This window comes from Ruminococcus sp. AM31-15AC (assembly GCF_003462045.1).
Lineage (GTDB): Bacteria > Bacillota > Clostridia > Oscillospirales > Ruminococcaceae > Hominimerdicola > Hominimerdicola aceti.
Map to the genome: position 1 here is coordinate 11,589 of NZ_QTYG01000002.1, position 22,584 is coordinate 34,172.

Annotated in this window: 19 protein-coding genes and 2 pseudogenes; 4 read left to right on the forward strand and 17 right to left on the reverse strand. The window is 43.4% G+C overall.

Going from position 1 to position 22,584, the window contains the following annotated elements; translation table 11 throughout:
• Positions 1-33: 33 nt before the first annotated feature.
• The 3 genes from DW793_RS00880 to DW793_RS00890 all read right to left on the reverse strand — a co-directional run bounded on the left by DW793_RS00880 (position 34) and on the right by DW793_RS00890 (position 4,237).
• Positions 34-1,461 carry an ABC transporter substrate-binding protein gene (locus DW793_RS00880; RefSeq protein ID WP_118156800.1) on the reverse strand — a complete coding sequence of 476 codons (1,428 nt, stop codon included), beginning with the start codon at positions 1,459-1,461 and terminating at the stop codon, positions 34-36.
• A gap of 232 nt (positions 1,462-1,693) precedes the next feature.
• Positions 1,694-3,154 carry an alanine/glycine:cation symporter family protein gene (locus DW793_RS00885; RefSeq protein ID WP_118156801.1) on the reverse strand — a complete coding sequence of 487 codons (1,461 nt, stop codon included), beginning with the start codon at positions 3,152-3,154 and terminating at the stop codon, positions 1,694-1,696.
• Positions 3,155-3,241: 87 nt separating this feature from the next.
• Positions 3,242-4,237 carry a LacI family DNA-binding transcriptional regulator gene (locus tag DW793_RS00890; RefSeq protein WP_117923106.1) on the reverse strand — a complete coding sequence of 332 codons (996 nt, stop codon included), beginning with the start codon at positions 4,235-4,237 and terminating at the stop codon, positions 3,242-3,244.
• 194 nt (positions 4,238-4,431) lie between these two features.
• On the opposite strand from DW793_RS00890, the gene DW793_RS00895 reads away from it, so the two are divergent.
• Positions 4,432-4,731, forward strand: coding sequence for a hypothetical protein (locus DW793_RS00895; RefSeq protein WP_242988917.1), 300 nt, complete (start codon positions 4,432-4,434; stop codon positions 4,729-4,731).
• 69 nt (positions 4,732-4,800) lie between these two features.
• On the opposite strand, the gene DW793_RS00900 is transcribed toward DW793_RS00895, so the two are convergent.
• From DW793_RS00900 to DW793_RS14510, 12 genes and pseudogenes are all read right to left on the reverse strand, one after another.
• Positions 4,801-5,811: an N-acetylmuramoyl-L-alanine amidase family protein gene (locus tag DW793_RS00900; RefSeq protein WP_118156802.1), complete on the reverse strand. Its 1,011-nt coding sequence runs from the start codon at positions 5,809-5,811 to the stop codon at positions 4,801-4,803.
• A gap of 210 nt (positions 5,812-6,021) precedes the next feature.
• Complete coding sequence (gene pyrB, locus DW793_RS00905; protein WP_242989571.1) at positions 6,022-7,110, reverse strand: aspartate carbamoyltransferase; 1,089 nt, start codon at positions 7,108-7,110, stop codon at positions 6,022-6,024.
• A gap of 109 nt (positions 7,111-7,219) precedes the next feature.
• A pseudogene (locus DW793_RS00910) lies at positions 7,220-7,765 on the reverse strand (DHHW family protein); the annotation flags it as partial.
• A complete protein-coding gene (locus DW793_RS00915; RefSeq protein ID WP_118156804.1) occupies positions 7,738-8,316 on the reverse strand; it encodes a hypothetical protein in 579 nt (192 codons plus the stop codon). The pseudogene DW793_RS00910 and the gene DW793_RS00915, both read right to left, overlap by 28 nt.
• A gap of 20 nt (positions 8,317-8,336) precedes the next feature.
• A complete protein-coding gene (locus DW793_RS00920; RefSeq protein WP_118156805.1) occupies positions 8,337-8,972 on the reverse strand; it encodes a hypothetical protein in 636 nt (211 codons plus the stop codon).
• The gene (locus DW793_RS00925) at positions 8,903-9,667 is read right to left on the reverse strand and encodes a hypothetical protein (protein ID WP_390624592.1); all 765 of its coding nucleotides are present in this window, start codon (positions 9,665-9,667) and stop codon (positions 8,903-8,905) included. The genes DW793_RS00920 and DW793_RS00925 overlap by 70 nt, the downstream gene beginning before the upstream one ends.
• 49 nt (positions 9,668-9,716) lie before the next feature.
• Positions 9,717-10,340: a toprim domain-containing protein gene (locus DW793_RS00930; RefSeq protein ID WP_117891662.1), complete on the reverse strand. Its 624-nt coding sequence runs from the start codon at positions 10,338-10,340 to the stop codon at positions 9,717-9,719.
• 3 nt (positions 10,341-10,343) lie between these two features.
• Positions 10,344-11,402 (reverse strand): DNA polymerase III subunit delta, encoded by a 1,059-nt coding sequence (gene holA / locus DW793_RS00935; RefSeq protein ID WP_041337271.1) that lies wholly within the window; start codon positions 11,400-11,402, stop codon positions 10,344-10,346.
• Complete coding sequence (locus tag DW793_RS00940) at positions 11,371-13,371, reverse strand: ComEC/Rec2 family competence protein (protein WP_118156807.1); 2,001 nt, start codon at positions 13,369-13,371, stop codon at positions 11,371-11,373. Before DW793_RS00940 ends, holA begins: the two co-directional genes overlap by 32 nt.
• Before the next feature lie 60 nt (positions 13,372-13,431).
• The gene (locus DW793_RS00945; protein WP_022286776.1) at positions 13,432-13,773 is read right to left on the reverse strand and encodes a histidine triad nucleotide-binding protein; all 342 of its coding nucleotides are present in this window, start codon (positions 13,771-13,773) and stop codon (positions 13,432-13,434) included.
• A 62-nt stretch (positions 13,774-13,835) separates the two neighbouring features.
• The gene (gene alaS / locus DW793_RS00950) at positions 13,836-16,493 is read right to left on the reverse strand and encodes an alanine--tRNA ligase (RefSeq protein WP_118156808.1); all 2,658 of its coding nucleotides are present in this window, start codon (positions 16,491-16,493) and stop codon (positions 13,836-13,838) included.
• A 54-nt stretch (positions 16,494-16,547) separates the two neighbouring features.
• Positions 16,548-16,697, reverse strand: coding sequence for a hypothetical protein (locus DW793_RS14510; RefSeq protein ID WP_181979654.1), 150 nt, complete (start codon positions 16,695-16,697; stop codon positions 16,548-16,550).
• Positions 16,698-16,845: 148 nt separating this feature from the next.
• On the opposite strand from DW793_RS14510, the gene DW793_RS00955 reads away from it, so the two are divergent.
• Both DW793_RS00955 and DW793_RS00960 read left to right on the forward strand, forming a co-directional pair.
• Positions 16,846-17,697 carry a putative RNA methyltransferase gene (locus DW793_RS00955; protein WP_252969594.1) on the forward strand — a complete coding sequence of 284 codons (852 nt, stop codon included), beginning with the start codon at positions 16,846-16,848 and terminating at the stop codon, positions 17,695-17,697.
• Positions 17,698-17,700: 3 nt separating this feature from the next.
• A complete protein-coding gene (locus tag DW793_RS00960) occupies positions 17,701-18,669 on the forward strand; it encodes a glycoside hydrolase family 113 (RefSeq protein ID WP_118156809.1) in 969 nt (322 codons plus the stop codon).
• A 185-nt stretch (positions 18,670-18,854) separates the two neighbouring features.
• Here DW793_RS00960 and DW793_RS00965 read toward each other — a convergent pair whose 3' ends face one another.
• Together DW793_RS00965 and DW793_RS00970 are read right to left on the reverse strand one after the other, a co-directional pair.
• Entirely contained in the window at positions 18,855-19,301 is a 447-nt protein-coding gene (locus DW793_RS00965) for a putative ABC transporter permease (protein WP_252967619.1), read from the reverse strand.
• 153 nt (positions 19,302-19,454) lie between these two features.
• Positions 19,455-20,700: pseudogene (locus tag DW793_RS00970) on the reverse strand (adenosylhomocysteinase).
• 434 nt (positions 20,701-21,134) lie between these two features.
• Between DW793_RS00970 and mgtE the strand changes: the two are divergent.
• On the forward strand, positions 21,135-22,502 hold the full coding sequence (gene mgtE, locus DW793_RS00975) for a magnesium transporter (RefSeq protein ID WP_022286770.1): 1,368 nt from the start codon (positions 21,135-21,137) through the stop codon (positions 22,500-22,502).
• The last annotated feature ends 82 nt before the right edge of the window (positions 22,503-22,584 follow it).

Sequence of the window (22,584 nt, forward strand, 5' to 3'; positions counted from 1 at the left end):
TAAATTCCGTCCGTCTTTATATGGCAAGTTATATTACTTATTCTTTTCCAAATATGCGTGATACTGCTCGTTGAGAGTTTTAAGTTCTGAATCGACAGTACCCTTATACTGCTCTTTGAGCTGTGTCCATGTATACTGTGAGCCATTCTCATCTGTCTTCATAACTGAAGTATACAGATAAGGAATAACAGCTTCCTTAGTATCATTTGTTGCAGCGTCATTATCTGACAGAGTTGTGGAGATACCATAACCAGGGTCAAATATCTTAGTGAACTTGTCTGTAACAAGGTCAACGTAAGCTACGTTATACATATCTTCTGTCCAGTTAGGATTGTTTACAAAGAACTTCTCCTTCTCGATATCCTTATATGTATCCTGAGTATAAACTATCTTTGCACACTCGAGCCAGCACTTCATAGCGTCATTCTTTGTCGAACCCTTTACCCACATATACGCATTCATGTCGATAGTTGTATAAAGCGTATCAGAGTTAGGATCCTTTGGCATTGGAACTACGCCCCAATTGTCGCCGTCCTTTGGTGAATGTGTACCGGTAGAAGCCCATGGACCCATTGCATAGAAGAGGATATTCTTCTTGAATGCGTCGCCTGCCTGTCCTACCCAATCAGGATAGTACATACCATTCTTTGCGATATCATAAAGCATATCAGATGCTCTTACAAAGTCAGCGTCGTTAAGATTTGAAACATACTCATCCTTATCAGCGTCATATGTGATAAGAGTCTTACCTGTTGACTGGAAGATAAATGGTGCGAACCAACCGTTTATGCCGTATCTCTCCTCGTCAGCAGCAGCGCCCTCAACATATTCTGACATCATGTCATACCATGCGTTCCAATCCCACTCGCCATTCTGATAAAGCTCGTATGGATCATCAAGACCGGCAGCGTCGATCATAGATTTATCATATGTGATAACAGAACCTGGCAGGAAGTTGATAGGTGCAACAAAGTGCTTGCCGTTGAGAGTGAACTGCTCTGCAACATTCTTGACATCGCTCCACATAGCACTGTCGAAATCAACGATATCATCAATAGGCTGGAACATTTCCTTGATACAGTTTGCAGGGAATGTCATAGACTGCTCATACCAGAACATATCCGGTGGATCGTTAGACATAAGTCTTGCTGCGAGCTTATCATACTTGTTCATTGATGATGTCTGAGAATACTTGATCTTACCGCCCTTTTCCTCAAAAAGAGTAAGGTCGGTTCTCTTTTCCGGCTCTTTCTTAGTTGGGTTTATGTCAAAATAAGAAAGCCACTCCAACTCCTTTTCCGAACCATCAGGGATAGTAGCAATATCGTCGGTGCTTGCTACCTTTACCTTATCAACATAAGAGCTGCTTGAATCGCTGCCTGATGAGCTGCCGCATGAAGCTACGCTCACCGCTGACAAGAGAGCCATTGCACCGGCAATAACACGCTTGGAATTTTTCATTATATATAACCTCCGTAACGGATCGTTTTCATTAGAAAACGTTTCCTTGATTCTTACATAGCTATTATATCACCGAATGTAATCGTTGTCAACAAAGTTACAATCACTGTTACATTCTTTTAAATACTTTTGGTGATTTCAACAAATAATCATTCATTTTTTTGGTGATTAAGACTAGACAAAAAAACGGAGATCAAGCCATAAGATCTCCGTTTTATATAAAATGCGATATCTACGCTCTTACCAGCTTGTTAATACGTTTTGCTCTGGAATACTTCGCCACATAACGCCTTGTATCCTTACTGATAACACCGCTAAGTGCAAGCAACGCTATAAGGTTTGGCAGTGCCATAAGTCCATTGAAAATATCAGCGATCGTCCAAACGGCAGAAACCGTCATATATGGTCCGATAAATACAGCGAGGATATAGAGATATCTGTAGACCATGACCACCTTCATGTTGCTGTTAAAAAGATATTCCATACACCTTTCACCGTAATAGTTCCAGCCAAGGATAGTTGTGAAAGCAAAGAACACAAGGCAGACCATAAGAATAAATGCAGGTATCATTGACGGCAGGAACGAGAAGCCGTTCTGGAAAGCGTGATTTGTGACCTCAACGCCCTCAAAAGGCTTGCCTGTTACTGGGTTGATAGCCTCGTAGCTTCCCATCATTACGATAGCAAGACCTGTCATAGTACATACAATGATAGTGTCGATAAATGTGCCGCACATAGAAACAAGACCTTGTCTTACCGGCTCTTTTGTCTGAGCTGCTGCGGCTGCGATAGGTGCCGAACCAAGACCTGACTCATTTGAGAAAATTCCTCTGGCAACACCCTTTTGTATAGCAATGAATATTGTAGGAAGAGATCCGCCTGCGACAGCCTTGAAGCTGAATGCCTGTTCAAAAATAAGAGCGACAGCGTGAGGGAGCCTCTGAATGTTTATAACAATAAGTGAAAGGCAGGCAACTATATAAACGACCGCCATAAAAGGCACAACTACCTGAGAAACACTTGAGATCCTCTTTATGCCTCCGATAATAACAAGTGCGGCAAAAACAGTTATCAAAAGTCCAGAGATTATAACAGCCAATGTATAGTCAGCACCCAAAATATTCACTGTATGTTCCTTTTTAGGATCAAAGAAAGCCTGAACTGCCGATGAGATACCATTCACCTGAGAGAAAGTTCCGATACCAAAAAGTCCAACGCAAGCGCCAAAGAACGCAAATACCTTTGCAAGCCACTTCCACTTCTTACCCATGCCGTATTCTATGTAATAGAATGGTCCGCCGCAAACGTGTCCGTCAGCGTCCATACGTCGGTATTTGATAGCAAGAAAACCCTCGGAATACTTTGTCGCCATACCAAGGAGTGCCGCTATCCACATCCAGAGGAGCGCTCCAGGTCCGCCTGAAAGCACACCGATGGCTGTTGCAACGCCGACGATATTTCCCGTACCTATGGTTGCGGAAAGTGCGGTGCATAGTGCTGCAAAGCTCGATATCTCGCCTTTGCCACCATTTTCGTTCTGAAACATAAATTTCAAAGCCTTTGGCAGGTGGAATATCTGAAGAAGCCTTAGCCTAAAGGTGAGGAATATTCCCACAGCCATAATGAGTACGATAAGCGGTATGCCCCAGACATAGCCATCTATCGTTTCAAGTATTTTTGTAAATTTCTCCATGCCCTAAAAAATCCTTTCTTACAGAAAATAGGCAGTTTTTACGGAAAAACTGCCTTATTTCTCCCCTATCTATTTTTACGAAAGTAATTAGTCGCCTGTTGACTCTCTTAGAATTATCCTGTGGTCAACAGTATAATAATGATTATCCTTAGTAGTCTTATTCATGTTCTCAATAAGCTTTGCCACAACAAGCTCGCCCATTTTTGAGCAAGGCTGTTCAACCGTTGAAAGCGTAGGGATTATCCACTCACACATGGATATATTGTCAAATCCCATTATGGCGACATCTTTGCCCACATCAATGTCCATATCTATTGCCTTGTGCATTGCAGAGATAGCAAGCAAGTCTGACACAGCGAAAATCGCCGTAGGCTTCTCATCAAGTGCATTGAAATATTCAAACGCTCTGCCTCCGCAGTCATAGTCATAGGACTCTTTATAGATATATTCATTCTTTATCTCTATGCCATATTCTTTTAATGCTCTTATATAGCCGTTCTCTCTTGCAGTGGAGGAGATAGCCGCAGAGTTCGTTCCGATAAAGCCTATCCTTTTATGACCCTTTTTGATAAGAGCAGCGACAGCGTCAAACGCAGCCTGTTCATCGTCAACAGCGACAGTAAGCACATTTGCGCCCTCCACGCCCTCACAGCACAGAGCAACGTTATAATTCTCTGCGAGCTTATTAAGCGAAGCTGCGTCATACTGAGTGCCAAGAAGGATAACACCGTCAACAGTTCTGTTAAAAAGCATATTCATCTGCCTTGTTTCAGCGGTCGAGGTTGAATAGGAAACTGCGGTTATGATATCGTATCCGACTTTTCCTGCATATTCCTGCATACCCATGACTATCTTTGAATAAAGGGAATGTTCAGAGGTCGGCATAATTACAAGAATAACATTCGTTTCGCACTTTCTAAGATTTCTTCCCAGAAAATTCGGAGAATAGTTGAGCCTTGCAATAGTTTCATTGACTTTTTTTGTTGACTCATCTGATACGTTACAGCTTCCGTTGAGAACCCTTGACACTGTCGCCACTGAAACACCGGCTTCCTTGGCAACATCTTTTATTGTAATGCTCATAGATCTTATCCTTTCTGCGACAGCATACCGCTGAAATAGTCATACCGTTATCAATTATAACATATTTTGAACAATTCTCCAATATACATTCCTAACAAAATTGTAAACGTTTTTTAGGCTAATTTAATTAAGAAGCAGACTAAATGCTTGAAAAAGGAACAGTGATATGCTATAATATCATAAACGAATGATTTTTGAAAGGAAAATATGCAATGCTCCATGGTTATTTTGATATACCCACATTTCACTATTTTGAAGAAAAAAACACCTGGTCTGGCAGCAATTACACCAATTTCAGCTACCGCATAGACCCTATTCTCGGCGATGAAAAAGAGCTTTATGTCAGAGTATGGTATGGCACAAAGTGCGTCACAGAGGTAACAGACTTTGTGGCAGAATATCACGAAGAATACTCTGAAAAGGGTCTTGAAAACGTTCTGGCAGACCTGACGAAAGAATTTGAGAAATTCAAACTCATCAGAAAAGAGCTTTAACAACAAAAAGGCGAACACGCTTTCTCTGCATTAGCAGAAACGAACTGTGTTCGCTTTTATTTTTTGTTATCAATACCACTCGTTTTCCTGAGTATTATAAATGTCAGCAGAAGAGTCCGTCTGCATCGGCTGTGTCATAGCGTCAACCGCAGAAGAAGAATCCTTATTGTTCACAGGCTTCTCAGGTGAGATAAGCTGCTCAGACATAAGTCTTTTGCCACTTTCATCAACAAGACCAACATCAACAGCTGTCTGAACTATACCGTCAGCAATAGCTTGTCCATACTCGGTAAGGTGTTCGTCAAAAAGCTTATTGTCGATATCCTCGGTTATAAATCCAAGCTCCACAAGACAGCTTGGCATAACAGTGTCAGCATTTATGTAGTAGTTTACACCGGAATTGCCAACGTAGCCATACTGTACTCCTCTATTTTCAGATATACCTACCTTTTCAAGACCATCAAGTATATTCTGTGCAAGCTTTGTATCATATTCAGGCTCAGAATTGTTCACCCAAACCTCAACGCCCGAAATATCACCGTCATAGCTGTTTCGGTGAAGTGAAACATACATATCAGCCTTGGCGTTATTTGCCTTTGCACATCTTTCGTCAAGCTCAAGGAAAGAGTCATCATCTCTTATCATCACCACATTGACGCCGTATTTTTCAAGATATTTCCGCACCTCAAGTGCGACCTTTAAGTTATCGTCTTTTTCATATCTTTTTCCTGAGGCGTCAGTTGTGCCGCCGTCATAATCACCATGACCTGCGTCAACACACACTGTAAAGTCCATATTAGAATACTTCGCAGGCTCGTCTTTTTTATCCTCAGCAGAAGAAGCGTCCTCCTTCACAGCGACAGAAGATGTATTATTCAATACCTTGTTTGTTTTTTGCGTATCGTCTCCTTTGATCTTTGATACTACCAAGACTGTCAGCTTTACCAGACCAGTCACAATGCCGATAAGTATTATCAAAGCAATAATAATTCTGTTCCAGTATATTTTTTTCTTTTTCACCCTTCTGACAGGCTTTCGTCCGTAGATCTGTTCAAACTCCTCATCTGAAAGTGTATTCATTAGATCAAAGCTCCTGTAAAAAATTTATCCATTTTAATTATACCACACGCTCAACGTTATTTCAAGACTGTTTGTTACCATATTGTAAGGATTTCGTTACTTTTAACGATTTTGCATATCACAAGGCTATTAATATACGCTATCTGCACAATAAAAAAGGGCAAGCAAAGACTGACACACAGCCTTTGTTTACCCCATTAAGCTCTTATTTTATTCCACCAATGTTCTCTCGTCACAATATTCGCAAACAAGCGTTGTGCCGTCGCCTTTGAACCAATGTGGCAGATACTTTTCGTGGTGAGTGATACAGTTAGGATTTGAACAATCAATGTGCTTATGCACTCTGCCCTTCATAAGCGGCTGCGAAGCACCATCGCCGTTTATAACTGTAAGTATGAGTGCCATTCTGATATACATACCGTATTTTGCCTGCTTGAAATACATTGCTCTCGGGTCGTCGTCCACCTCGATAGCTATCTCATCAACTCTTGGCAGAGGGTGAAGCACGATAAGGTCAGGCTTTCCCATTGAAAGCTTTCTTGTATCGAGTATGTAATTTCCGCTCTGAGCCAGATACTCCTCCTCAGAAGCAAAACGCTCTTTCTGTATTCTTGTCATATATAGCACGTCAAGCTCACCGATAACCTCTTCAAGGTCGGTAACTTCTTTGTACTCCATGCCTGCCGCTTCAAGGATATCCTTTACATACACAGGCAAAGCAAGCTCAGAAGTTGAAACTAATATGAACTTATTGTTTGGAAAACACACCATTGCTTTAATAAGGGAATGAACTGTTCTGCCGTTTTTAAGGTCACCGCAGAAGCCTATGGTCAGGTTATCAAGTCTGCCCTTTTCTTCTCTGAGTGTAAGCAGGTCTGTAAGTGTCTGTGTCGGGTGGAGGTGTCCGCCGTCGCCTGCGTTGATAACGGGGCAATCAGCAGTGAGTGCCGCAGCCTTTACCGATCCAGCGGTAGGGTGACGCATTACCATGATATCGGCATAGCCGGAAACTATCTTTGTGGTATCCTTGATATTCTCTCCCTTTGCAACGGAAGAAGTGGCAGGATTGTCAAAGCCTATTATCGTTCCCCCAAGACGGAGCATAGCGGTCTGGAAAGACATCTGCGTTCTTGTTGACGGCTCATAGAAAAGAGTACCCATTATCTTGCCCTTGCAAGCCTCGCTGTAGGCGGCAGGATCCTGAACTATCTTATGACCTAGATCAAGAAGTTTCAGCCACCAAGATACGGGATAGTCATTAAGATCAATAAGATCAAGTCTGTTTTTTTGCTCACTCACATCAAACACCCTCTCAAATATTCAGACATACATTATGCCGCACATTCCTTGTACGGCATTTTCTTTATTATATCACACCTGCTCCATTTTTTCAAGTACATAGCCCATATTATTTGAGCAGGTCAAAATTTGTTTCATCTGCAAACTGGTCGCAGTCATACATAAATAATATCTGGTCATATGCACCCGTATCTGCCACGTCAGAAAGGGTCTTGCCCTCCTCTTTGAGCTTGTCAGGGTCTACCAAGGTTATCTCGCTGTAGTGTGGGGTAAGAAACGGCACAAGGGTATTGGCATAGCTTCCTTTGATGATAAGAAGCTTTGGTGCGTCCTCTGCAGTTGTCTTGACCGTTGCCTTAGTAAAGTTGTCACCTTGCAGGAAGATAGCAGTTTTATCTGCTGTTTTCAGTGCAGATCTAAAATAAACAGATTTTGAGGTAAGCACCTGATCTCCTCTGTAAAGCTCCACAGAATCCACAGTAGTCTTATACTTTGAACGGAAGATGTTCACTCTGTCTGCGCCTATGCTGTTATAGCAAAGTTCACTGTAAAGTCCCCCATAATAAGAATTTGAGGTATATTCTTGATCGTAATTGGACAGAGCGACCGGCTCAAAACCCAGCTCTTTTATGCCGTCTGCATAGGCAAAATATGCCCCGAAGGAAGTCCACTTTCTATCTGTACGATAGTAAACGTAATTATTTCTTGCAGATACATAGGAAAAAACGTATCTATAGTGTCTATCCTGCTGTCTAAGTCATAATAGATATTATCTATCATTTCACGCTGGTCTGTGTTTGAAGTATAAGCAGGCAGCTTAGCAGAATAGATACCTGCGGCAGTCGGAGCTAACATAACATATACAGGTGTATCTGTGTTTTCTGAAAAATCATTTATCTGCGAGATATTTTTATCAAGCCTGTCCTTATCAAAATCTGTGATCTCTACAAGACGATCTTTAAGGATATAGATATTATCAAAATTTTTCTTACCAGTCATCACAAACATGGTCGTTCTGAGCGACTTCCAATTTGAGCTTAGAGGAAAATTACTGCTAACATAGGTATGAGCATTATGTCTTATATCTGAACTGTCTGCCTTTTCACTTTCAGATCCATGTCTGCCCATCACGAGAGTATATGCCGCAAACATTATGACTATTACAAAAAATGCGCTTACTGCGATATAATCAGCAGCCTTTTTCATTAATGTTCACTCCTCCCATTTTATCTCACGAATAAATTCATAGACGAATTACCTCCGCCCACAAGAAACGCTGTACTGATAAGCAGAAATCCTATAGTGAGCATTGGCTCGATTATGTAAACTATATTAGTATTGAGCTGCATTATCCTGCGTTTGAGATATCTGCCGATACCTGTTGCAAAAAAGCCGCAGATAAGATACATCACAACTCCTGTTTTTATCACATACGATGCAAGAACATCTCCTGCAAAGCTTCCCCCGCCGAGCATTGCGGCAACATATCCGCAGGCTGAAGGCAGGCTGTCTATCGCAAGAAACGGCAGACCTATAAGAAACAGAACATTCATCACCGCACATCTTACCCCTGTCGGCACAGCCGCAAGAATATTTTTCAAGAGATATTCTATGCCAAGCATAACACAAATAAACGCTGCCCACAGCATTGTGTGTCTGCCGTAGCCATACCAAACCGAACCTGCAAGCACAGACAGTATCAATGCCCAAAGGCAAACGCTGTCTTTATTTCTACATATAGGTCTGTAGAAATAATCTCTCACCCAACTATAAAAGGTGCAGGCAAATCGTTTTATAAGCTCATTGAAGCCTGCTGACATAAACGGCAGATCAAAGTTATCAGGAAGTTCAAAGCCGAGCATTGAACCAATACCCTGTGCAATATGCGAATAAGCTCTAGCTCATAGTAGAACGCAAAGGAGAAAGCTATTATCCCAAGCCATGCACAAGCGGCGGAGAGCGAATCTGTACTTACTCCCCTTATGTGCTGCCACATCTCGTACATAGGATCCGACAGAAAAAGCTTCTCTGCAAAGCCTATAAGCATAAGCTTTATGCCCTCTGCAAGCTTTCCGGAGGTTATGACAGGTTTTCTAAGCTGTTCGCTCATATCTGAAAATCTGAGTATCGGTCCACAGTAAAAGCATGGGAAAAAGCATATATATTGAGATACCAAAAGAAAATTCTTCTCAGGCTCTATTTCTTTCCTATAGATATCCATACAGTAGGAGATGCCATGGAGAGTAAAAACGCCTGCTCCCCACACTGGGAAAAGCTTTAGCATTGCGCCTTTGCCTGTGAATATAGACGTCACGTCATAGCTGCTGTGACCGCTTCTTATGAATACAAGAAGCACTGCCATATTTGCTACCACCGATAATATGAGCCATAGCCTTTTAAGTCCTTTTTTGTCTGCAAAGCGGTGGATAAGCCTGCCGCAAAAGTATGATACAACAGCACACACCGTCATTGGTATTATCCCCCATGTGGACACCCACAGACACAGCACAACTGTTCCAATCAGGAACACGGCTTTTCTGAAACGCACCCCTGACAAAGCGTATACTCCCATAAAAACAGGAAGAAAGAAATATAAAAATTCAAGACTAACCAACGCTATTCTCCTTGTCTTTATTGTTTTCTGAGGTCAATTCCTCTATGAGTGCTTGCAAGCTTTCTTTATCGAGCATTGTGTTCACCACTTCAAGCAGTGCGTTTGCAGTGAGCTTTTTGGGCAGCGACAGCTTTTCGCACACAAGCTGTCTGAGCCTGCTGCTGTCAGGTCTGCCGCTTAGACCTAGCTCATAAAAGTCAAGCTTGGTCATGAGTTCTCTGTCTGCGACCTTTTCGCCTATAATGCCTGCTTTTTCAAAGGCTTCCCTGATAATATCCGCAGGAACGCCCTCTACCCCCAACAAGCCCTCTTTTGACGGCTCTGTTTTGCGCTTTTCTTTGCCGAATATCTCAGGAACATACACGTTCACGATATCGCCTTTGGGGACGATACCCTTTATATGCCCTCTTATGCGAAAGCCTGCTGTATCAGAATCGGTAAGAATGGCTATTCCGCCATGCTGAGCATAGTATCTTATAAGCGCTGCCTTGTCAGGGTCTTTATAGATACGAAAGCCGTTAGTGACAATTATAACGCCGTCAACTATGGACGAAAGCTTTATCTTATCATATTTTCCCTCAACGATTATTGCCCTTGATATTTTAAGTTTTTCCATTTACTAACACCTTAACGCCATTGACCTTGCAAGCCCCTGCTCGAGGGTGAGCATATCTCCGTCTTTTCCCCGTGACCTTGTTTTGAGCATAAGGTCGGTTTCAGAAAGTATCTCAAGCGTTTTTCTTATACGCTCCGCCGAGATATTTCCGCACTCGGAATAGGCGTTTTTTACTGCAAACTCTCTGTTTTTCGCATAGGAAAAATCTTTAGCCACGTCTGCAACGCTCCTGCCAGAGGAACGTGCAAGCTTCGCCCTATAGATATCCGCAAGGGAAAAGCCGATTATTCCTATTATAGCATATGGTTCATAATTCTGCACATCGAGTTCACGCAAACGTGTGAAGACCATTGCCGCATTGCCTCTGAGGATATTTATTGCAAGAGAATATCCGTCCGACTCGATACGCCTGATACAAAGCAGGTCGATATCCTCTCTTGTTACCTCCCTGCCCTCTGCATAAGCCGAAAGCTTTTCAAGCTCCTTGCTGATAAACGCAGTGTCGCACAAACAGAGATTTGCAAGATACTCTGCGTTGCTTTTTGTTATGGTACAGCCGCTTTTTGCAAGATAGGTGGATATAGACTTTCCAAGGTCGGAAGCCCTTTTGTATTCAAAGTTGCAGACAGTGCCGTGCTTTTCGCAGAAATCTGCAAAGCGCTTGTTTTTGTCTGTAAGATACTTTTTGTTCTTGAAAAGGTCAACTCCTGTGGCATAGATTATCACTGTGGTGGTTTCGCCAAGAGAGCCCAGGATCTTTTTCAGATCGTCCAGATCGTCCTTAGTCACGGCATCTATATTAAGGTCGTTTATAGTCACCACCACACGTTCAGCCATAAAAGGCAGAGCTTCGCAAGCGTCCGTAAGCATTGGAAAATCAAGATTTTTGCCGTCAAGCTTATGAAAGTTCATGACCTGAGCGTCAGCAGGGCAAAGCTTGTTCACAAGCCTTTTTGTAAAGCTTTCAAGTGCCGCTGTATCATGTCCGTAAAAATAATAAAGGCTGTCGATATCATTCTCTCTTATCGTTTTACCAAGAGCCGAAGCCGTAAGCAAAGCCATAGTCCGTCCTCCTTATCTGCGAATTTTTCATATCTATCATCAATGGGTATTCTTCATCTGTTGTGTCAAGGTTCCTGCCGTTTATGGTGACAGAACCTTTTTCTATAGTGACCACACAGCCCTCGGTGGTAATTTTATAGCCGTCCTCCAATGCTTCTATCTTAACACCGTTCCAATCAAGCTGTGCGCCTGTCATGAACGGCAGTTCGCTGTCATTATCAGGCTCGCCATTTATATAAAATCTGTCAGGTCGTATAGTCATCTGCTCGTTATATTTCGTTATAGTGTAATACTGTTCGCTTTCTATAAATGCGCCTTTTAGCTCTTTTATGCCATAAAGCTCCAAAAAGCTTTCAATACCGCTGTTGAGCTTGCCCTTACTGCCGATATCGAAAACCATACCTTTTGTTTTATCATACAGCACAGCCTGCACTGCATTTCCTTTTGGCATTACAACTATCTTTACCGAGCCTCCAAAAGCAAGAGAAAAATTATACACCGCTGTCCAACATACAAGCATTAGAGCAGTGCAAAAAGCCCCAAGCTTTACTGATTTTCTCAGAAACATGACCGCCACAGGCACAAGGCAGGTAACGAGCATTACAATGCCAAGTGGTCTTACTCCACGAGGAAGATAGGCAAAGCTGAATTTTGAAAACAGACTCGCAAGAAACAGAACGGCCTTCAGAAGATACTTTACCACCGTCAACACAGGATAGGCTATTATTGTCGCACCGCCTGTTACCGCAGTTATTACCGTCAGACCCAGAGCAAGGGTACAGACAGGCACCAGCAGGATATTTGATAGTGGTGCAACAAGAGATATCTCACTGAAAAACATTAGCTGAACAGGCATTGTACAAAGAAGTATCGTCACCGCTGTGACTATTTCACACTCAATGTTGCCAAGAATATCCCTGCGCTTTACCATTGTCACCGCTTTCGGGCAGACCGTGCCTATCACAAATGTTGCTGTGAATGACAGCAAAAACGAGCAGTCCGCCGCCGCATAGGGCGAAAGAGTGAGTATTACAACAGCGCAAAGGCAGAGAGTATTTGCTGGGTCTGGTCTGCGGTAAAGGAGCGGTGCGGCAGTGACCAAGGTCAGCATAACAGCCGCCCTCACAACGGAGACTGAAAATCCTGCAAAAACCGCAAACGCCCACACTGCAACAGTTTGGACGGCAAATATCACACGCTTATCCTTGCTTAGTTTCTGCATGAGCCAGCCTATCATGGCACTTATTATGACCACATGAGTTCCCGACACGGAAAATATATGACCTATGCCACTACGATAGACCGTGAGCTTCGTTTGCTTTGAAAGCTCAGTTTTATCTCCGCAGAGCATTGCAGCGGCAAAACCGCCCTCATCTCCGCCTATGATATCGTTTATCAACATGAACATCTTGTCACGGTAGTGCATTATACTGCGTAAAATGGTGTTTCCACCGCCTGTGACTTCTATGCTTTCAGCGGTCGAACCTTGGAGAAAAATGCCCTTAGGCCGGTCATACTGCTCTGATTTGAAATTGATGCTGTCTTTTATCCTGCTGACCTTTACTGTCGCCACGATATTGTCATAGTAATCATATTCAATGTCATCTGCATAAAAGGTCAGCCTGCCTTTTACTCCCCCAACAGTACCATTGACACTTAGTCGGCAGGTGTCAGAGCCTATATAGCTTATGTCGGTTATCTCGCCTCTAACTGTGACGGTCTTTCCGTCTAAAGCTGTCAGTTTATCATAGAAAATGTGAGTATAAGCGGTATTGACTCCCACCGCTATCAGGAACGAAACAAAGCAGAGAGCTATATGCTTTCGGTATCTCTTAAAAAGCGCAAAGGCTGTAATGGCTACACACGCTGACGCAAGTGCAAAAACTGCGTTGTTCCTGCCCCAGCCAATGGTACAGAGAAAAAGTCCTGCAAAATACGAAAAGCCGATATAACAGCTTTTTCTCACCATTGCCGCCGTCCCCCTTAAAACTAAGGGCGGATAAGAAATTTACCCGCCCGTTTTATTTCTTTAACCGGCTGGCCAGGCAAGTGGTCTGCCTGCAAGAAGATGAAAATGAATGTGGAAAACACTCTGTCCTGCCTGCTCGCCGCAGTTGGAAACAACTCTGAAACCGTCCTTAAGGTCGAGGTCTTTGGCAAGCTTTGCGATAACTTCATAGATATGTGCGATAACTGCACTGTTCTCAGGGGTTATCTCGTCAAGCTTTGAAATATGCTGCTTAGGGATAACAAGATAATGAATCGGAGCTGTAGGAGCAATGTCCTCAAAAACGTATGTCAGCTCGTCCTCGTATATTTTCTTTGAGGGTATTTCCCCGGAAATAATTTTACAAAAAAGACAATCTTCCATTTATCTCTCCGCCTTTCAAAAAGGGGTAGGCTGCACAGCATTTTGCACAGCCTTTGCCCATATTATTTTACAAATTCGCCAACTATTTCGTTTACCTTGTCAAGTGCCTCGTCAATCTTGAATCTGTCGCCGATACCAGCCATAGCAGAGTCAGGACGTCCGCCGCCCTTGCCGCCTGTGAGTGCTGCTACCTTGCCTGCTATCTTGCCTGCGTGTGCGCCCTTTGCCACGGCATTCTTGCCGCAAACTACAACAAGGTTTGCCTTTTCACCATCAACGCCTGCAACAACTGCAACTGCGTCAGCTTCTCTTGCTTTAAGCTCGTCGCCCATTTTTCTGAGCATATCAGGTCTTGTGTTGGTGAGCATTGCAGTAACTACCTTAACGCCGTTTACCTCATATGGATTATCGAACAGTGACTTTGTTTTGAGATTTGTTATCTCAGCCTGCAAAGCGTCTCTTTCCTTTTCAAGATCCTTGACTTCCTGCATAATAGTGTGGCATCTCTTTACGATGTCCAGTGGATTTGCAAGCTTAAGGCTTTCAGCCGCCTGCTGGATAGTTGCGGCTCTTTCCTCAACAAGCTCCAGAACGCCTCTGCCTGTTACGGCTTCGATACGTCTTACGCCTGATGCTACAGAGCTTTCGGAGATTATCTTGAACAGACCTATTCTTGAAGTATTGTCAAGATGTGTACCGCCACAGAACTCGATAGAAGCTGTTTCGTCACCGTCACCCATTGTTACTACCCTTACAGTTTCACCGTATTTCTCACCGAACAGAGCCATAGCGCCAAGCTTCTGAGCTTCTGCGATAGGCATTTCTTCCATTTTTATATCAAGAGCTTCAAGGATATACTTGTTTACAAGTGCTTCGACCTTGAGCTTCTCCTCTGCTGTCATTGCGTTGAAGTGAGAGAAGTCAAATCTAAGTCTGTGGGCGTCAACGAGCTGACCTGCCTGATGAACGTGTTCACCGAGAACTTTTCTCAGTGCAGCCTGAAGCAGATGTGCGCAGCTATGGTTTCTCATAACAGCATAGCGTGTCTTTCTGTCAACAGTGAAGTGAGCCTTCTGACCTACAGCTATCTCGCCCTCTTCAACAACCGCCTTATGAGCGAACTTGCCTGCAACGACCTTCTGTGTGTCAACGACTCTGCACTTACCGCTTTCTGTAACGATAGTACCGATATCGCCCACCTGTCCGCCGCTCTCTGCATAGAATGGCGTCTGTGAAGATACGATATATACTTCATCGCCAGCCTTTGCGTTTTCAATAAGCTCATCATCAGTTGTGATGAATGATATCTCGCTGTCGCCCTCGAGCTTGTCATAGCCGATGAACTCAGTGTGGAAATTCTTATCTATCTTATGGAAAACAGTTTCGTCTGCACCCATATACTTTGTTGCAGCATGAGCGTTCTTGGCTGTTTCTCTCTGCTTTGCATAGCACTCAGCAAAGCCCTCCTCATCACAGGTCATGCCCTTTTCTTCAAGGATCTCTCTTGTAAGGTCGATAGGGAAACCGTATGTGTCGGAAAGCTTGAAGCAGCTCTCACCGTCAAGCTCCGTCTTGCCGTCTTTCTGCATCTGTGCGATAAGATCGTCAAGTATCTTCATACCTCTGTCGATAGTGGCATTGAAGTTCTGCTCCTCAGTTGTTAGCACCTTTACGATATAGTCATACTTTTCTTCAAGCTCGTTATACTCACACTTGTTGCAGTCAACAACAGTTTTTACAAGGTCTTTGAGGAAAAGTCCGTTTATGCCGAGAAGCTTTCCGTGACGAACGGCTCTTCTGAGCAAACGTCTCATAACGTATCCTCTGCCCTCATTTGACGGCAAAATTCCGTCTGACGCCATGAATGTTACAGAACGGATATGGTCTGTGATAACTCTGATAGAAACGTCCTTTTTGTACTCCTTGCCGTACTCGCAGCCTGCTATCTTACAAACATGATCTCTGATAGCCTTTACTGTATCAACGTCAAAGATAGAGTCAACGTCCTGCATGATAGAAGCAAGTCTTTCAAGACCCATACCTGTGTCGATATTTTTCTGCTTAAGTGGAGTATAAGTGCCGTCCTCATGTCTTTCAAACTGTGTGAACACAAGGTTCCAGAACTCCATGTATCTGTCGCAGTCGCAGCCGACCTTACAATCAGGCTTGCCACAGCCATATTTCTCTCCTCTGTCAAAATATATCTCAGAGCATGGACCGCAAGGACCGTCTGTTCCAGCCTCCCAGAAGTTGTCTTCCTTGCCCATTCTTACGATATGATCCATTGGAACGCCAGCGTCCTCATGCCATATCTTTTCAGCCTCGTCATCGTCCTCGTAAACAGAGATATAAAGTCTGTCCTTTGGCAGTTTGAGCACCTGTGTAACATACTCCCAAGCCCATGCAATGGCTTCCTTCTTGAAGTAATCGCCGAAGGAGAAGTTACCAAGCATTTCAAAATATGTGCCATGTCTTGCCGTCTTACCAACGTTTTCAATATCGCCTGTTCTGATACACTTCTGACAAGTTGTCATTCTTGTTCTCGGAGGTGTTTCCTGACCTGTGAAGTAAGGCTTCAGAGGCGCCATACCTGCAACGATAAGCAGCAGGCTGTTATCGTTCTGAGGTACTAGAGGGTAGCTCTTGTGTCTTAAGCAGCCCTTGCTCTCAAAAAATTTCAGATAAGATTCACGCAGTTCGTTAAGTCCTGTCCATTCCATAAATTCAGATCCTTCCAAATGAAATTATTCGCAAAATAAAAAAACGGCTCGTCCCTAAACATGGGACGAAACCGACAGTTCCGTGTTACCACCCAAATTGCCGAACTCATCGCCCGACCACTCGAAGCCCTTTAACGCAGAGCATACGTTGCTGTTTTCAGCACCGCTCAGGTTAGCCACCGAACTTGCCGCAAAGGCTTTCACCCACCGCCTTTTCTCTTTACCGACACTGTTTCGGATAATTCCGTCACCGCATTTTGCATATATTGATATTATAAAGCATAACCCGACGATTGTCAAGCACTTTTTATTAATAAAATATCCATTGCTAAAAGCAGAGGGAAATGCTATAATGTTCAGGGTGATTTATATGTATGTTTGTCCGATATGCAAAAAACGGCTCAGAAAGCTTGACAACGTGTGGCACTGTCAGAACGGTCACAGCTTTGATATTGCGAGAAAAGGATATGTAAATCTGCTTACCACAAAGGGCAGAAACCCTAAGAACGCAGGGGATAATGCGGAAATGGTAAAGGCGAGAACGGATTTCCTCGACCGTGACTATTATCTGCCGCTTGCGAAGAAAACGGCTGAGGTAATGGGCGGTCTGCTTGAAAATGTGAAACAGCCTTATATTATCGACAGCGGCTGCGGTGAAGGTTTCTACACTGTGAACTATGCCAAGGCACTGCCAAAGGCGAAGTTTTACGGCATTGACATATCAAAGGCGGCAGTTGCCCACTGCATGACGAGGATACATTGCGAAAATATCACAAATTGCGAATTTGCAGTGTCATCGTCATTTCAGCTTCCGTTTATACACAAATTTGCAGACCTTATCGTATGCACATTTGCACCTGTTTCAAATGACGAATACGCAAGGGTGCTGAAAGACGGCGGAAAGCTTGTGGTAGTTTCTCCGTCCCCAAGACATCTGTTCGAGCTTAAAGAAGTGCTTTATGAGAAGCCTTACGAAAACAAACCCAATGTATACGGACTTAATAAATTTGACGAGTCAGAGGAGATGATTTTTGAATACCCTGTGGTGCTTGAAAGTCAGGAGGATATTTTCAATCTTTTTACAATGACTCCGTATTACTACAAAACATCTGCCGAAGCGGTGGAGAAGCTTAAAAAGGTGAACAGGCTTGAGCTTACCTGTGGCTTTTCTATCAGGACATTTACGAAAAAGAGAGGTTTTTGATACATGAATAAAGATATTTTCTGCAAAGGATATACTTGGGGATTTTTCTCCAAGAGAGGTGATTTTCAGACGGAAGCGGCAGAAAAGTCAATGGAAAGGCTTGCTTCAAACGGCTTGAACTGGATATGTATCCCTGCAAACGCATTGCAGGAGAGCTTTGCAAGCACAAGAGTTTTCAGTGATTATGAGAGAACACAATCTGATGAGGACATTGCCTTCGCCGTAAATAAAGCAAAGTCTATAGGTCTTAAAGTCTGCCTTAAGCCTATGGTGGATTGCCTTGACCATTCATGGCGTGCAAGGATAGACTTCCCGCCTGAGAACCCTGAATATTGGGACAAGTGGTTCAAGTCATACACAGCTTTCATGCTTCACTATGCAAAGCTTGCAGAAAAGCTCGGCTGTGAAATGCTCTGCACAGGCTGTGAAATGGCAGGAATGGACAAGCAGTCCGACAGATGCAGAAAGCTTATCGCACAGGTGAGAGAGGTCTACAGCGGTATCGTTATGCACAACATCAATCACGGTGACGAGCAGCGTTTCGATTGGCTCAGCGACGTGGACATAATCGGAATCTCAGGCTACTACCCTGTTACAGACGGCGTGAACAGGGATAAGAAGCATATGCTCAGTCGATGGAACGAAGTTGTCGGCTCACTTGAAAAGGCTCACAAGCATTTCAACAAGCCTATAATGTTCGCTGAAATAGGCGTGCGAAACGAAGAGGGCTGCACGCAGTACCCTTGGGATTTCCATGACAGACTCGACAAACCACTTGACGAGCAGGAGCAGGCAGATTTCTACGACACTGCAATGGAAGCAACTTGGGATCTGGATTGGTTCTGCGGCTATTTCTGGTGGGATTGGAAAGCTATCCTGCCGCCAATAGAGAAAGCCAAAGAAAACCGTGACTTCACAGTTTACGGCAAACTTGGCGAAGAAGTGCTGAAAAAGTGGTACACAAAAGATTGATATGTACAAAAACACGGACTGTTTATCATTGGATAGACAGCCCGTTTGTTTTATATGCGTTGGTGAATGACGGGCGAATGTAAGCGTGTCTCCGTCCCCTATATTTACAATTTTTGCGTAGGGGCGACCTGAGGTCTCCGGTTAATTATATTTTTACATACTGAGCAGTACAAATATTCGTACTCTTATCCAACCGCCGCAGGTATTTTTTCTTTTCCTCGTTTAACAATGACAGGGTATTCCTTGAAAATATGTCTGCGTATAAAATTATCCGCAAGCACACCAATATAGGATAACCCAAACCACAGAAAAGCAAATGGCAGGCATATCTGTCCGTCAAAATTCAGCGGCACTTCCTCATAACTCCATATGCCCATGCCGAGATAGCGGTTGAGATACTCCCCTGCAAGAAATTCTATGGCAGTGATAAATGCTGCCGACACTACAAGCACAGACAGCAGGCTCACTCCTCGCCTGCGCTCGCCATTCATGATATGGATAACCAGCATTGAAGTTCCCCCAAGCACCCCCATTGTGATATGAGAATAACCCCTGTTAAGTATTTCCATGAAACCATAGCATATTGCGCCCACTGAAAAAAGCGTAAGTATCTTATACATCTTTGCCGCCACATTCTCACCGCCCTGTTTTTTTATCGCCCTAATATTAAAATGTACAGAAATCAGTGATTTAAAACCTTGAAGACAAAATAAATTTATGGCAATTTCAAGATACAAAAAAACGGACAACCCAAGCTGTCCGTTTTATTGTACTAATATGATATTTTATACCTGCCAGCTGTTAAGATATTTCTCCTGCTCAGGTGTAAGCTTATCTATCTCAAGCTCCCAGAATTTAAGCTTTCTGTTTGCAACTTCCTTGTCTATCTCATCAGGAACATAAACTATCTTGTCTGTAAGCTTGTCTTTGTTTTTAACAAGATAAGCCGCAGAAAGGGCTTGGATAGCAAAGGACATATCCATTATCTCGGCAGGGTGACCGTCGCCTGCGGCAAGGTTTACAAGTCTGCCCTCGCCGATAACATACAGCCAATTACCGTTCGGAAGCTTATAACCGTCGATATTGTTTCTTGCAAGCTTGCTTTCAACAGACAGTTTTTTTAAGTCCAGCCACGTCTACCTCGCAATCAAAGTGACCTGCGTTACAGAGTATAGCTCCATCTTTCATGTTCATGAAAGCTTTCTCAGTAATAACGTCCTTACAGCCTGTTACAGTAACAAAGAAGTCGCCCACCTTAGCGGCGTCAACCATTTTCATTACCTTGAAGCCGTCCATAACAGCCTCCATAGCCTTTATTGGGTCAACTTCGCAGACGATAACGCTTGCACCAAGACCCTTTGCTCTCATTGCAACGCCCTTGCCACACCAGCCGTAGCCTGCAACGACAACGTTCTTGCCTGCAACGATAAGGTTAGTTGTTCTGTTTATTCCGTCCCATACAGACTGACCTGTGCCGTATCTGTTATCAAAAAGATACTTGCACTTTGCATTGTTTACAAGCATCATAGGGAATTTGAGTTGACCGTCCTTGTTCATTGCAATAAGACGGATAATGCCCGTAGTAGTTTCCTCACAGCCACCGATAACGTTCGGTATCAGCTCAGGGTATTCATTGTGGATAAGGTTTACAAGGTCGCCGCCGTCATCTATAATAATGTTTGGACCTACCTTGACTACCTCGGATATATGTCTGTGATACTCCTCGTCAGTTGCACCATGCCATGCAAAAACGTTCAGACCGTCATGCACAAGACCTGCCGCAACATCGTCCTGAGTAGACAGCGGATTGCTTCCTGTGATGTACATTTCAGCACCGCCTGCTGCAAGGACTTTGCAAAGATAAGCGGTCTTAGCTTCAAGGTGGATAGAAAGTGCAACTTTCAGCCCCTTAAAAGGCTGATCTCTCTTGAAATCTTCCTCGACGCTTCTGAGCAATGACATATTCTGTCTTACCCATTCTATCTTTCTTTTACCGCTTTCCCACAAGCTTTCATCTCTTATTTCGCTCATTTTATCAATTCCTTTCGGTTTATTATTCGATCCATATAATAATTATACCCTATTTCTCCCCATTTGGCAAGAGGTCAAAAGCAATTCATTATACTTCGCAAATTTACAGCACGTTCATAAAATTAAATTAAACAATTTCTTGACAAAAAAACAAGGTAAGCGTATAATAATATTATGTGTACGAATAGTAAAAACGTGCATAAATCATGATTTTTAAGGAGTGTGTACAAATGGACGACGCCAGTCAGAATACGATCGCCCCTCGATTGCAGAGCGGCTCGCCCGTTTGTGGCAGCCTTTTTGTGATCTAAATATCAATTTTAATTGAATAGGACGATCTGTGTTTTGGTAGATCCTTATATTTGTACAGAGTTGGTATAAGTACAATTATTTGTACTATTGTGCTTATTACCGCTGCTGTTAGGGGGAATATAATGTTTAACACAGTATTGGAGTTGCTCAAAAGCAGAAACTACAAGGCTATCCGTGAAATATTTATGGATATGAACGAAGCCGACGTGGCTGCTCTTTTGCAACAGTTTTATGACGATCACGAGGTCGAGAAATACGAGCTTCCGTTGCTGTTCCGTCTTTTGAACAAGGACGTTGCGGCTGACGTTTTCGCTTATATGGACAGCGATACACAAATGATGCTTATCAATGCCTTTACGGATAAGGAGCTTCAGGAGATCGTTGACGACCTTTATCTTGATGATACGGTAGATATTATCGAGGAAATGCCTGCAAATGTTGTTGCAAGGATAATCAAGTCTGCTGACACAGAAACGAGAAAGCAGATAAATCAGATACTCAAATATCCTAAAGACAGCGCAGGCTCTATTATGACCACCGAGTATGTTTATCTTCACAGAAGCTACACTGCCAAGGAAGCTTTGGATTGGATAAGACACGTTGGTATGGTCAAGGAAACTGTAAATACACTTTATGTCACTGAGAACAGAAAGCTCGTGGGCGTGCTTTCACTGCTTGATATCGTAACTGCTGATGATAACGATAAAATAGAGGACATAATGGAGGACAATGTTATTTCCGTTGATACCCTTGAGGATAAAGAGTATGTTGCTTCCATGTTCTCAAAATATGACTTTCTTTCTCTGCCTGTTGTTGACAGAGAAAACCGCATGGTCGGTATCGTTACATTCGACGACGCTATGGACGTTATCGAGGAGGAGACCACTGAGGACTTCTCGAAAATGGCTGCCGTTGCGCCAAGTGACGATTCTTATTTCAAGACATCTGTTTTCACTCATGCGAAAAACAGAATAGCATGGCTTTTGATACTTATGCTGTCGGCTACCCTTACGGGCGCTATAGTAAACAAATATCAGTCTGCTTTTGCGGCTGTGCCTGTTTTGGTATCGTTCCTGTCAATGCTTAGTGGCACAGGCGGAAACTGCGGTTCTCAGACCTCGACCCTTGTTATAAGAGGCATGGCGCTTGGTGAGATAAGAATGAAAGACTTTTTCAAGGTCATGTGGAAAGAGTTCAGAGTCGCGCTTCTTTGCAGCGTTATCCTCGCTATAGTCAATGCTATAAGAATAGTTCTGGTGTATCATGGTGACACATCTGTGGATTGCTACAAGCTTGCGTTCACAGTAAGTATGGCTATCATGGCAACTGTTGTGCTTTCAAAGCTCATCGCCTGTATGCTCCCAATGGCTGCCAAGAAGCTGCATCTTGACCCTGCTATCATGGCTGCCCCGCTTATCACCACTATCGTTGACACTTGCTCAACACTGATATTCTTCACATTGGCTACTATCGTATTTGATATAAAATAGAAAAAAATATGGCGGTTATCTCCTTTCAGGCTATCTTCTGCAAAGGTGCGGCCGCCCGTTTTATGGATAAAAATAAATTGGA